1 protein-coding gene is annotated in these 14,827 nt (G+C 65.2%); it reads left to right on the forward strand.

The annotated features are described in order from the left end of the window. Positions 1 to 14,815: non-ribosomal peptide synthetase (locus DUGA2_RS31175; RefSeq protein ID WP_083296551.1), on the forward strand; the 14,815-nt coding region annotated here is incomplete at its 5' end. Between the last annotated feature and the right edge of the window lie 12 nt (positions 14,816 to 14,827).

Genomic DNA, 14,827 nt, shown 5'->3' on the forward strand with positions numbered 1-14,827 from the left:
CGTACAGGCCAAGTTCGACCTGACGTTCACGTTCACGGAGGAAGCCGGACGCCTGAACGGCAGCATCAGCTATAACACCGACCTGTTCGAGCCATCGACGATGGCGCGCATGGCGGCGCACTTCACGCGCTTGCTGGAGGCGATCGTAGCCAACCCTGAGCGCCGCATCCAGGACCTGGACATGCTGGATGACGCCGAGCGCCATCAACTGCTGGTGGAGTGGAACGAGACGACGACTGCCGGTGTGCCGGCTGGGACCATCCACGCGCTGTTCGAGCAGCGCGCGGCGGCCTCGCCGGATCGGGTGGCGCTGGAGTATGACAACGTATCGCTGACCTACGGCGAACTCAATGCGCGTGCCAACCGCCTGGCGCACCACCTGCGCACGCTGGGCGTCGGTCCGGATGTGCTGGTGGGCCTGTGCGTGGAGCGTTCGCTGGAGATGATGGTAGGCCTGTTGGCCGTGTTGAAAGCCGGCGGCGCCTATGTGCCGCTGGACCCGGCCTATCCGGCCGATCGCCTGGCCCACATGCTGGAGGACGCGGCGCCTGCGGTGCTGCTGACCCAGCAACGCTTGCTGGCCTCACTGCCTGCCAGCGAAGTGCCGGTATTCCTGCTCGACGCCGACGCGGCGTCGCTGGATGGCTGCGACGCCACCAATCCGTCCAGCGAAACGCAGGCCGGCAATCTGGCCTACGTGATCTACACCTCCGGTTCGACGGGACGTCCGAAAGGCGTGACTATCGCGCATGGTTCGGCGTTGAATCTGCTCGATGGCCTGGTCAGTACCGCGTATGCGCAGTTCGGCGACCTGGCCGGCGTGCGGGTGAGCCAGAATGCATCGTTGTCGTTTGACGCATCGGTCCAGCAATGGCTGTTGCTGACGCAAGGCGTGACGCTTTGCCCGATCCCTGATCAGGTGCGCAGCGACGGCGAGCAACTGGCGCAGACCATCAAGCAACTGCGTCTGGATGTCTTCGACTGCACGCCGTCCCAGCTGGGCTTACTGCTGCAAGCGGCCGGTGCGGACGCATTGCCTTCCTGCCTGCTGATCGGTGGCGAAGCCATCCCGCAGCAGCTGTGGGAACAGCTGAAACAAGCGCCGGCCAAGCGCAGCTTCAACGTCTACGGCCCGACCGAGGCCACCGTGGACACGACCGTGTGCGCCATCGCGGACGCCGGCGAGGTACCGGTGCTTGGCCGGCCGATCGGCAATGCGCAGATATATCTGCTGGATGCGGGCCTCAATCCCGTGCCGGTAGGCGTGGCGGGCGAGCTGCATATCGCCGGCGCCGGGCTGGCGCGCGGCTACCTGAATCGTGCCGACCTGACGGCGGACAAATTCGTGCCGAATCCGTTCGGCGAGGCCGGATCGCGCATGTACAAATCAGGCGACCTGGCACGCTATCTGGAAGACGGCCGTATCGAGTACCTGGGCCGTATCGACCATCAGGTCAAGCTGCGCGGCTTCCGTATCGAGCTTGGCGAGATCGAAGCCGTGTTGGCGGCGCTGGAGCCGGTGAGCGAAGCGCTGGTGCTGGCGCGCGAGGACGTGGCGGGAGACAAGCGGCTGGTGGCGTATCTGGTCGCGCACGACGACGCAGAACTGCCGGATCCCGCCGGACTGCGAGCTGCCTTGCTGGCGTCGCTACCCGAATACATGATACCGGCCCACTTCATGGTACTGGAACAGATGCCACTGACGCCGAACGGCAAAGTGGACCGCAAGGCATTGCCCGCGCCGGATATGGCGCGCAGCGAGGAGGGCTACGTCGCACCGCGCACGGCGGCCGAAGAGATCATGGCCGGTATCTGGGCCGGCGTGCTCCGGCTCGACAAAGTGGGCGTGCACGACAACTTCTTCGCGCTGGGCGGCCATTCGCTGCTGGCGACGCAGCTGGTATCGCAGATCCGTGGCGCATTCGAAATCGAACTGCCGCTACGTGCGGTGTTCGAAGCGCCGACGGTCGCCGGCCTGCTGGCGCGCATGGCATCCGCCCAGCGCGGCCTGACCGCGACAGCCCTGGCGCCGGTAGAGCGCAAAAACGGCATGCCGCTTTCGTTCGCGCAGCAGCGGCTGTGGTTCCTCGAGCAGTTCGAGCCAGGCAGCGCGTTTTATAACATCGCCGCGGCGATACGCTTGAACGGGCAGCTCGACGTAGCGGCCTTGAAGCACACGCTGAACGAGATCGTTCGTCGTCACGAAGCCTTGCGCACCCGCTTTGCCAGCGTGGACGGCACGCCGGTGCAGGTGATTTTGCCCACGCTGGAGCTGGCGTTGGAGAGCACCGATCTGTCGGATTTGCCGCATGCGGAGCGCGATGCCAAGGCGCAGTGGCTGGTGCAGGACGAGGCGCAGACGCCGTTCGACCTGGCCATCGGTCCGCTGATCCGCGCGCGCCTGCTGCGCCTGAGCGAAACCGAGAACGTCGTGTTGCTGACGATGCACCACATCGTCTCGGACGGCTGGTCCAGCGGCATTCTGGTGAACGAGGTGGCCGCACTGTACGGCGCCTACGTCCAGCGGCAACCATCGCCGCTGCCGGAACTGCCGATCCAGTACGCCGACTTCGCGCACTGGCAGCGCCAGTGGCTCAGCGGCGACGTGCTGCAACAGCAGCTCGACTACTGGCAAGGCCACCTGACGGGCGCTCCTGCTTTACTGACGCTGCCGACGGACCACCCGCGTCCTGCCCATCAGACCCATCGCGGCGCGACGCAGCCGCTCGCGCTGTCGGCCACCACCACGGCGGCCCTCAATGCGCTGAGCCGCCGTGTGCAAGGCACCTTGTTCATGACGCTGACGGCGGCCTTCAACGTGCTGCTGTCGCGTTACGCCGGACAGGACGACATCTGCATCGGCACGCCAATCGCCAACCGCAACCGCGCCGAGACGGAAGGGCTGATCGGCTTCTTCGTCAACACCTTGGTGCTGCGCACGCAAGTCGATCACGGCGCCAGCTTCCTGCAATTGCTCGACCAGGTACGAGGCAACACGTTGGACGCTTACGCGCACCAGGACGTGCCGTTCGAGCAGCTGGTCGAGGTGCTCAAGCCGGAGCGCCACACCAGCCATTCGCCGCTGTTCCAGGTGATGCTGGCGTTGCAGAACGCGCCACTGGATGCACTCACGCTGCCGGGCCTGACCTTGCAGACCATGAACCATGAGAGCGTACAAGCCAAGTTCGACCTGACGGTCACGTTCACTGAGGAGGCCGGACGCCTGAACGGCAGCATCAGCTACAACACCGACCTGTTCGAACCATCGACGATGGCGCGCATGGCTGCGCACTTCACGCGCTTGCTGGAGGCGATCGTAGCCAACCCTGAGGGCTGCATCCAGGATATGGACATGCTGGATGACGCCGAACGCCATCAACTGCTGGTGGAGTGGAACGAGACGACGACTGCCGGTGTGCCGGCTGGGACCATCCACGCGCTGTTCGAGCAGCGCGCGGCGGCCTCGCCGGATCGGGTGGCGCTGGAGTATGACAACGTATCGCTGACCTACGGCGAACTCAATGCGCGGGCCAACCGCCTGGCGCACCACCTGCGCACGCTGGGCGTGGGCCCGGATGTGCTGGTGGGCCTGTGCGTGGAGCGTTCGCTGGAGATGATGGTAGGCCTGTTGGCCGTGTTGAAAGCCGGCGGCGCCTATGTGCCGCTGGACCCTGCCTATCCGGCCGACCGCCTGGCCCACATGCTGGAGGATGCGGCGCCTGCGGTGCTGCTGACCCAGCAATGCTTGCTGGCCTCACTGCCGGCCAGCGAAGTGCCGGTATTCCTGCTCGACGCCGACGCGGCGTCGCTGGATGGCTGCGACGCCACCAATCCGTCCAGCGTCGCCTCGGCGGGCAACCTGGCCTACGTGATCTACACCTCTGGCTCGACCGGCAAGGCGAAGGGCGTGGCCATCGCGCATGCCTCGGCGCAGAATCTGATCGATGGCCTGGCCAGCACCGTGTACGCGCAGTTCGGCGACCTGGCCGGCGTGCGGGTGGGCCAAAACGCATCGCTGTCGTTCGACGCCTCGGTCAAGCAATGGCTGCTGCTGACACGAGGTGTGACACTGTGCCCGATCCCGGATCAGGTGCGCGGCGACGGTGAGCTGCTGGCGCAGACAATCAGAGAACTGCGTCTGGACGCGTTCGACTGTACCCCGTCCCAGCTTGGCATGCTGCTGCAATCCTGCGGCGTGGAGGCATTGCCTTCCTGCCTGCTGATCGGCGGCGAAGCCATTCCGCAGCAGCTGTGGGAACAGCTGAAACAAGCGCCGGCCAAGCGCAGCTTCAACGTCTACGGTCCGACCGAGGCGACCGTGGACACGACCGTCTGCGCCATCGCGGACGCCGGCGATGTACCGGTGCTTGGCCGGCCGATTGGCAACGTCCAGGTGTATCTGCTGGATGCGAGCCTCAATCCGGTGCCGGTGCGCGTTGCGGGCGAGCTGCATATCGCCGGCGATGGCCTGGCACGCGGTTACGTCAACCGTGGCGACCTGACGGCGGACAAATTCATCCCCAATCCGTTCGGCGTTGCGGGCAGCCGCATGTACAAGTCGGGCGACCTGGCCCGCTATCTGGAAGACGGCAGCATCGAGTACCTGGGCCGTATCGACCATCAGGTCAAGCTGCGCGGCTTCCGTATCGAACTTGGCGAGATCGAGGCCGCGCTGGCGGCGCTGGAGCCGGTGCGCGAAGCGCTGGTGCTGGCCCGCGAGGACGTGGCGGGCGACCAGCGGCTGGTCGCGTATCTGGTGGCGCACGAAGAGGCACCGTTGCCGGATATGGAAGCGGTGCGCGCCGCGCTGCTGGCATCGCTACCGGAGTACATGGTGCCTGCGCACTTCGTGGTGCTGGAGCAGTTGCCACTGACGCCGAACGGCAAAGTGGACCGCAAGGCATTGCCCGCGCCGGATATGGCGCGCAGCGAGAAAGGCTACGTGGCGCCACGCACGGCGGCCGAGGAGATCATGGCCGGCATCTGGGCCGGTGTCCTCAAGCTTGACAAAGTTGGCCTGCACGACGACTTCTTCGTATTGGGCGGCCACTCGCTGCTGGCGACGCAGCTGGTGTCGCAGATCCGTAGCGCGTTCGACATCGAACTGCCACTGCGCACCGTGTTCGAAGCACCGACGGTCGCTGGCCTGCTGGCGCGCATGGCATTAACTCAGCGCGGCCTGACCGCGACAGCCCTGGCGCCGGTAGAGCGCAAAGATGGCATGCCGCTTTCGTTCGCGCAGCAGCGGCTGTGGTTCCTCGACCAGTTCGAACCAGGAAGCGCGTTCTACAACATTCCTGCGGCAGTGCACCTGAACGGGCAGCTCGACGTAGCGGCCTTGAAGCACACGCTGAACGAGATCGTTCGTCGTCACGAAGCCTTGCGTACCCGCTTTGCCAGCGTGGACGGCACGCCGGTGCAGGTGATTTTGCCTGCGCTGGAGCTGGCGCTGGAGGCGACCGACCTGTCCGACCTGCCGCATGCGGAGCGCGATGCCAAGGCGCAGTGGCTGGTGCAGGACGAGGCGCAGACGCCGTTCGATCTGGCCACCGGTCCGCTGATTCGCGCGCGCCTGCTGCGTATGAGCGCGTCGGAGCACATCGTACTGTTGACGATGCACCACATCGTCTCGGACGGCTGGTCCAGCGGCATTCTGGTGAACGAGGTGGCCGCACTGTACGGCGCCTACGTCCAGCGGCAACCATCGCCGCTGCCGGAACTGCCGATTCAGTACGCCGACTTCGCGCACTGGCAGCGCCAGTGGCTCAGCGGCGACGTGCTGCAACAGCAGCTCGATTACTGGCAAGGCCACCTGACGGGCGCTCCTGCTTTACTGACGCTGCCGACGGACCACCCGCGCCCCGTGCATCAGACCCATCGCGGCGCGACGCAGCCGCTGGTACTGTCGGCCACCACCACGGCGGCCCTCAATGCGCTGAGTCGCCAGAAGCAAAGCACTTTGTTCATGACGTTGACGGCGGCCTTCAACGTGCTGCTGTCGCGTTACGCTGGACAGGACGACATCTGCATCGGCACGCCGATCGCCAACCGCAACCGCGCGGAGACGGAAGGGCTGATCGGCTTCTTCGTCAACACCTTGGTGCTGCGCACACAAGTCGATCACGGCGCCAGCTTCCTGCAATTGCTCGACCAGGTACGAGGCAACACGTTGGATGCTTACGCGCACCAGGACGTGCCGTTCGAGCAGCTGGTCGAGGTGCTCAAGCCGGAGCGCCACACCAGCCATTCGCCGCTGTTCCAGGTGATGCTGGCGTTGCAGAACGCGCCAATGGACGCACTCACGCTGCCGGGCCTGACCCTGCAGGCCATGGGCGGCGAGGGCGTACAGGCCAAGTTCGACCTGACGTTCACGTTCACGGAGGAAGCCGGACGCCTGAACGGCAGCATCAGCTACAACACCGACCTGTTCGAACCATCGACGATGGCGCGCATGGCGGCGCACTTCACGCGCTTACTGGAGGCGATCGTAGCCAACCCTGAGCGCCGCATCCAGGACCTGGACATGCTGGATGACGCCGAGCGCCATCAACTGCTGGTGGAATGGAACGACACCGCGAGCGCCGGCGTACCGGCCGGCACGATCCACGCGCTGTTCGAGCAGCGCGCGGCGGCGTCGCCGGACAGCGTGGCGCTGGTGTATGACAACGTATCGCTGACCTACGGCGAACTCAATGCGCGTGCCAACCGCCTGGCGCACCACCTGCGCACGCTGGGCGTGGGCCCGGATGTGCTGGTGGGCCTGTGCGTGGAGCGTTCGTTGGAGATGATGGTAGGCCTGTTGGCCGTGTTGAAAGCCGGCGGCGCCTATGTACCGCTGGACCCGGCCTATCCGGCCGATCGCCTGGCCCACATGCTGGAGGACGCGGCGCCTGCGGTGCTGCTGACCCAGCAACGCTTGCTGGCCTCACTGCCGGCCAGCGAAGTGCCGGTATTCCTGCTGGACGCCGACGCGGCGTCGCTGGATGGCTGCGACGCCACCAATCCGTCCAGCGTCGCCTCGGCGGGCAACCTGGCCTACGTGATCTACACCTCTGGCTCGACCGGCAAGGCGAAGGGCGTGGCCATCGCGCATGCCTCGGCGCAGAATCTGATCGATGGCCTGGCCAGCACCGTGTACGCGCAGTTCGGCGACCTGGCCGGCGTGCGGGTGGGCCAAAACGCATCGCTGTCGTTCGACGCCTCGGTCAAGCAATGGCTGCTGCTGACACGAGGTGTGACACTGTGCCCGATCCCGGATCAGGTGCGCGGCGACGGTGAGCTGCTGGCGCAGACAATCAGACAACTGCGTCTGGACGCGTTCGACTGTACCCCGTCCCAGCTTGGCATGCTGCTGCAATCCTGCGGCGTGGAGGCATTGCCTTCCTGCCTGCTGATCGGCGGCGAAGCCATTCCGCAGCAGCTGTGGGAACAGCTGAAACAAGCGCCGGCCAAGCGCAGCTTCAACGTCTACGGTCCGACCGAGGCGACCGTGGACACGACCGTCTGCGCCATCGCGGACGCCGGCGATGTACCGGTGCTTGGCCGGCCGATTGGCAACGTCCAGGTGTATCTGCTGGATGCGAGCCTCAATCCGGTGCCGGTGCGCGTTGCGGGCGAGCTGCATATCGCCGGCGATGGCCTGGCACGCGGTTACGTCAACCGTGGCGACCTGACGGCGGACAAATTCATCCCCAATCCGTTCGGCGTCGCGGGCAGCCGCATGTACAAGTCGGGCGATCTGGCCCGCTATCTGGAAGACGGCAGCATCGAGTACCTGGGCCGTATCGACCATCAGGTCAAGCTGCGCGGCTTCCGTATCGAACTTGGCGAGATCGAGGCCGCGCTGGCGGCGCTGGAGCCGGTGCGCGAAGCGCTGGTACTGGCCCGCGAGGACGTGGCGGGCGACCAGCGGCTGGTCGCGTATCTGGTGGCGCACGAAGACGCACCGCTGCCGGATACGGGAGCGGTGCGCGCCGCGCTGCTGGCATCGCTACCGGAGTACATGGTGCCTGCGCACTTCGTGGTGCTGGAGCAGTTGCCACTGACGCCGAACGGCAAAGTGGACCGCAAGGCATTGCCTGCGCCGGATATGGCGCGCAGCGAGAAAGGCTACGTGGCGCCACGCACGGCGGCCGAGGAGATCATGGCCGGCATCTGGGCCGGTGTTCTCAAGCTTGATAAAGTGGGGATGAACGACGATTTCTTCGTATTGGGCGGCCATTCTCTGCTGGCGACGCAGCTGGTGTCGCAGATCCGTGGCGCGTTCGACATCGAACTGCCACTGCGCACCGTGTTCGAAGCACCGACGGTCGCTGGCCTGCTGGCGCGCATGGCACTAACTCAGCGCGGCCTGACCGCGACAGCCCTGGCGCCGGTAGAGCGCAAAGACGGCATGCCGCTGTCGTTCGCGCAGCAGCGGCTGTGGTTCCTCGACCAGTTTGAGCCGGGAAGCGCGTTCTACAATATTCCGGCGGCGGTCCGTTTGAACGGACAGCTCGACGTGGCGGCCCTGCAGGGTGCACTGAACGAGATCGTACGCCGCCACGAAGCCTTGCGTACCCGCTTTGCCAGCGCGGACGGCACGCCGGTGCAGGTGATTGTGCCGGCGCTGGAGCTGGTGTTGGAGGCGACCGACCTGTCCGACCTGCCGCATGCGGAGCGCGATGCCAAGGCGCAGTGGCTGGTGCAGGACGAGGCGCACACGCCGTTCGATCTGGCCACCGGTCCGCTGATTCGCGCGCGCCTGCTGCGCCTGAGCGAGTCGGAGCACATCGTACTGTTGACGATGCACCACATCGTCTCGGACGGCTGGTCCAGCGGCATTCTGGTGAACGAGGTGGCCGCACTGTACGGCGCCTACGTCCAGCGGCAACCATCGCCGCTGCCGGAACTGCCGATTCAGTACGCCGACTTCGCGCACTGGCAGCGCCAGTGGCTCAGCGGCCAGGTGCTGCAGCAGCAGCTCGATTACTGGCAAGGCCACCTGACGGGCGCTCCTGCTTTACTGACGCTGCCGACGGACCACCCGCGTCCTGCCCATCAGACCCATCGCGGCGCGACGCAGCCGCTCACACTGTCGGCCACCACCACGGCGGCCCTCAATGCGCTGAGCCGCCAGAAGCAAAGCACGCTGTTCATGACGCTGACGGCAGCCTTCAATGTGCTGCTGTCGCGTTACGCCGGACAGGACGACATCTGCATCGGCACGCCGATCGCCAACCGCAACCGCGCCGAGACGGAAGGGCTGATCGGCTTCTTCGTCAACACGCTGGTGCTGCGCACCCAAGTCGATCATGGCGCCAGCTTCCTGCAATTGCTCGACCAGGTGCGCGGCAACACGCTGGACGCGTACGCGCACCAGGACGTGCCGTTCGAGCAGCTGGTCGATGTGCTCAAGCCGGAGCGCCACACCAGCCATTCGCCGCTGTTCCAGGTGATGCTGGCGTTGCAGAACGCGCCAATGGACACACTCACGCTGCCGGGGCTGACCCTGCAAGCCATGGGCGGCGAGGGCGTACAGGCCAAGTTCGACCTGACGTTCACGTTCACGGAGGAAGGCGGACGCCTGAACGGCAGCATCAGCTACAACACCGACCTGTTCGAGCCATCGACGATGGCGCGCATGGCTGGGCACTTCACGCGCTTGCTGGAGGCGATCGTGGCCAACCCTGAGCGTCGCATCCAGGACCTGGACATGCTGGATGACGCCGAACGCCATCAACTGCTGGTGGAGTGGAACGAGACGACGACTGCCGGTGTGCCGGCTGGGACCATCCACGCGCTGTTCGAGCAGCGCGCGGCGGCCTCGCCGGATCGGGTGGCGCTGGAGTATGACAACGTATCGCTGACCTACGGCGAACTCAATGCGCGTGCCAACCGCCTGGCGCACCACCTGCGCACTCTGGGCGTGGGCCCGGATGTGCTGGTAGGCCTGTGCGTAGAGCGTTCGCTGGAAATGATGGTAGGCCTGTTGGCCGTGTTGAAAGCCGGCGGCGCCTATGTGCCGCTGGACCCTGCCTATCCGGCCGATCGCCTGGCCTACATGCTGGAGGATGCGGCGCCTGCGGTGCTGCTGACCCAGCAACGCTTGCTGGCCTCACTGCCGGCCAGCGAAGTGCCGGTATTCCTGCTCGACGCCGACGCGGCGTCGCTGGATGGCTGCGACGCCACCAATCCGTCCAGCGAAACGCAGGCCGGCAACCTAGCCTACGTGATCTACACGTCCGGTTCGACGGGACGTCCGAAAGGCGTGACCATCGCGCATGGTTCGGCGTTGAATCTGCTCGATGGCCTGGTCAAGACCGCGTATGCGCAGTTCGGCGACCTGGCCGGCGTGAGGGTGAGCCAGAATGCATCGTTGTCGTTTGACGCATCGGTCCAGCAATGGCTGTTGCTGACGCAAGGCGTGACGCTTTGCCCGATCCCTGATCAGGTGCGCAGCGACGGCGAGCAACTGGCGCAGACAATCAAACAACTGCGTCTGGATGTATTCGACTGCACGCCGTCCCAGCTGGGCTTACTGCTGCAAGCGGCCGGTGCGGACGCATTGCCTTCCTGCCTGCTGATCGGTGGCGAAGCCATCCCGCAGCAGTTGTGGGACCAGTTGAAACAAGCGCCGGCAAAGCGCAGCTTCAACGTCTACGGCCCGACCGAGGCCACCGTAGACACGACCGTGTGCGCCATCGCGGACGCCGGCGAGGTACCGGTGCTTGGCCGGCCGATCGGCAATGCGCAGATATATCTGCTGGATGCGGGCCTCAATCCCGTGCCGGTAGGCGTGGCGGGCGAGTTGCATATCGCCGGCGCCGGGCTGGCGCGAGGCTACCTGAATCGTGCCGACCTGACGGCGGACAAATTCGTGCCGAATCCGTTCGGCGAGGCCGGATCGCGCATGTACAAATCAGGCGACCTGGCACGCTATCTGGAAGACGGCCGTATCGAGTACCTGGGCCGTATCGACCATCAGGTCAAGCTGCGCGGCTTCCGTATCGAGCTTGGCGAGATCGAAGCCGTGTTGGCGGCGCTGGAGCCGGTGAGCGAAGCGCTGGTGCTGGCGCGCGAGGACGTGGCGGGAGACAAGCGGCTGGTGGCCTATCTGGTTGCGAACGATGGCGAGCAATTGCCCGACGCGGCTGGCTTGCGTGCGGCGTTGCTGGCATCGCTGCCGGAGTACATGGTGCCTGCGCAGTTCGTGGTGCTGGAGCAGCTGCCATTGACGCCGAACGGTAAAGTGGACCGCAAAGCCTTGCCTGCGCCGGATATGGCGCGCAGCGAGGAAGGGTACGTGGCGCCGCGCACGCCGGCCGAAGAGACCATGGCCGATATCTGGGCCGGCGTGCTCAATCTGGACAAGGTGGGCGTGCACGACAACTTCTTCTCGCTTGGCGGTCATTCGCTGTTGGCGCTCAAAGTCGTCAGCCGTGTGCGTGCGGAGTTCAGTTGCGAATTCTCAGTACGCAACCTGTTCGACTCGCCAACGGTGTCAAAATGCTGCAAGCTGATTCAGCCGACGACAAGCTGCGCCATGACCTCGCCGGTGCCGGTGGACCGCCGGGACGGCATGCCGTTGTCGTTCGCGCAGCAGCGCCTGTGGTTCCTGCAGAAAATTAATCCTGGCAGCGCGGCCTACAATATACCGGCAGCCCTGCGTCTGAAAGGAAAACTCGACGTCGAAGCATTGCGTTCGAGTCTGCAGACACTGGTCGTGCGGCATGAGATTCTTCGCACCAATTATGTCGAAGACGGCGATGGTCAACCGCATCTGCTGATCCATCCGAAACTTGAATTGCCACTGCCGGTCGAATCCGCATCCGCCTGCGATGTCGAGCAGCGCTATATGCAAATGATGCGTGGTTTCGACCTGGCGTCGGACCCTCTGCTGGCCGTGAAATTGCTGCGTATCAGCGAGGATGAGCACGTGTTGCTGATCAATATGCACCACATTCTCTCGGATGGCTGGTCGATTTCGATACTCTGTAACGAATGGATGCAGCTGTATGCGGAGCAAAGCGAGGGCCGCCAGTCTTCGCTGCCGGCGTTGCCGCTGCAGTACGCAGACTATGCGCACTGGCAACGCAGCGCGGCTCAGAATGCACCGCACGAGAAGCAACTGCAATATTGGACCGCTCAGCTTGACGGCGCGTCCGAGCTGCTGAATCTGCCGACGGATCGGCCGCGCCCGCCAGTGCAGCAGTTCAAGGGCGCCTCCGAGACACTGCTGCTCAGTCCCCAGCTGGCTAGCCAGTTGCGCGAATTGGGGCAGGGCGAGGATGCCAGCTTGTTCATGACCTTGCTGACGGGATTCGCGCTGCTGATGTCGCGCTTCAGCGGCGATCTGGATCTACAGATCGGTACGCCAGCCGTGAACCGCGACCGTCAAGAGCTCGAGGGCATGCTGGGCCTGTTCCTGGATACGCTGGTGATGCGGGCCGACCTGCAAGGGCGGCCATCTTTCCGTGAGCTGTTGCGGCGCATGCGCAAAACGGCGCTGGAAGCGTATGCCAATAGCGATGTGCCGTTCGAGCGGATCGTCGACGCCTTGCCGCTACGGCGCAATTTGAGCCGGAACCCGCTGTTCCAGGTGTTTTTCAACATGCTCAGCCTTCCCCGGCCCGAGCTGCAGTCGCAAGCCCTCGAGCTGGAGGTGATCAATGTCGAAGCCCAGGCCTCGGCCAGCGCCAAGTTCGACATCACGATCTACGCCAGCGACAGCGCGGACGGCATCCATTTGCGCCTCAGCTATAACGAGAGCCTGTTTGACGCGGAGCGGATGCAGGAATTGTTGCGTCAGTACGCCTTGCTGCTGCAACAGGCGGTGGACATGCCGGACCGCAGCGGCCACGACTACAATCTTGTCACGGAGCAGGCACGTGCCGTGCTTCCCGATCCGCGCGCGCCGCTCGACAATAGCTGGATCGGCGCGGTCCACCAACTGTTCATGGATCGCCAGTCGAGCGTGCCGGATGCGCCTGCGGTTGTCTCCCACGAATGCCGGTGGACCTACCGGGAATTGCACCTGCATAGCGAGCGCATTGCCTGCTTCCTGCAAGCGAACGGCGTAGGCCGGGGCGACATCGTCGCCATCTATGCGGCCCGCAACGCGACGCTGGTGGCCGCGGTGTTGGGCGTGTTGAAGGCCGGCGCGAGCTACATGATGCTCGACCCCGGTTATCCTGCGGCTCACCTCGAACAATGCCTGGAGGTCGCACCACCGAAGGCGTGGCTGCGGATCAGCGACAGTCCATTGGACGCCGGAAAGGCACAGCTGCTGGCCGGCGTGCCGGTGCCGCTGGACCTGCGGGACATGGTCAACAGCGCCCAGCTGCAACCCTATACCGGACAGGAAGCCGCCGTCGTGCCGCTGGGCCCGGACGATATCGCCGTCATCACCTTCACGTCCGGCTCGACCGGCAAGCCCAAGGCGGTGGAGGGGCGTCACGGACCGCTGAGCCATTTCCTGCCCTGGATGGCCCGGCAGTTCGACGTGCGCGCCGACGACCGCTTCTCGATGTTGTCGGGACTGGCGCACGACCCCTTGCAGCGCGATATGTTCACTTCCCTGTGCCTGGGGGCCAGCCTGCACATCCCGCACCCGGCGGAGATTAGCCCCGGACGCTTGTGGCGCTGGTTGGACGAGCAACGCGTCACTTCCGTCAACCTGACGCCGGCAATGGCTCAATTCTTCCCTGAAGCATCGACTGGCGCCACCTTGGGGCACCTGCGGACCATGCTGCTGATCGGCGACGTCTTGACCCGGCGTGACGTACAGCGCCTGCAGCAGTTGAACCCCGCGGCCAGGATCGTGAGTTTGTATGGTTCGACGGAAACCCAGCGTTCGCTGGGCTATTACGAGATCGGCAACGAGACCGCATCGCAGCAGCTCAGGGAAGTGATTCCTTTGGGCCGAGGCATTCCCGACGTGCAGCTATTGGTGATGAATTCGGCGGGACAACTGGCCGGCATAGGCGAACACGGCGAAGTCTATCTGCGCAGCCACCACCTGGCGCGCGGTTATCGCGCGGACGTCGAGCAGACCGCCGCCAAGTTCATCGTCAACCCGTTTGGAACGGCGCCCGACGACAGGTTATACCGCACCGGCGACCTGGGACGCTACTTGTCGGACGGCATGGTCGAGTGCCTGGGCCGTGCCGACACCCAGGTCAAACTGCGCGGTTTCCGCATCGAGCTGGGGCACATCGAGTCCACGCTGGGCCGGCACCCCGGCGTGCGCGAAGCGATCGTCGTCGTGCGCGCGTCTGCCCATGAGGAAAAGCACTTGGTGGCGTATATCCTGCCGACGGCTGCGGCCCTGCGGCCGGCACAGCTGCGTGCCTACCTGCGCGACAGGGTGCCGGCGCATATGCAGCCCGCGCACTATGTGATGCTCGACGAATTGCCGTTGACGCCAAACGGCAAGATCAACCGCAATGCGCTGCCGGCGCCGGCGTTCGATCACACCGAAACGGCCTATGTTGCGCCGCGCAGCGAGACCGAGCACAAGATCGTGGCGATCTGGGCGGAGATTTTGCAGGTGGGCCAGGTGGGAGTGGAGCACAACTTCTTCGACCTGGGCGGACATTCGCTGCTGGCCACGCGGCTCGTTGCCCGTGTGCTGCAAGTGTTCGAAGTGGAATTGTCCCTGCACGCGATCTTCCAGGCCGGCACGGTCGCGGAGATGGCGGCGCTGGTCGATGCCCAGCGCGCCGCCGGGCAAGCGCCGGGCATGGCCCAGGCCATCGTGAAGGTCGACCGGCGCGCGCGCCGGGCCAGGCCGGCCGGCAGGGAACTGGCCGAGGAACCCGATCCGTCGAAATAGGCGTCGGTCAAG

The organism is Duganella sp. HH101, assembly GCF_001758795.1.
GTDB classification, from domain to species: Bacteria; Pseudomonadota; Gammaproteobacteria; order Burkholderiales; family Burkholderiaceae_D; genus Rugamonas; species Rugamonas rivuli.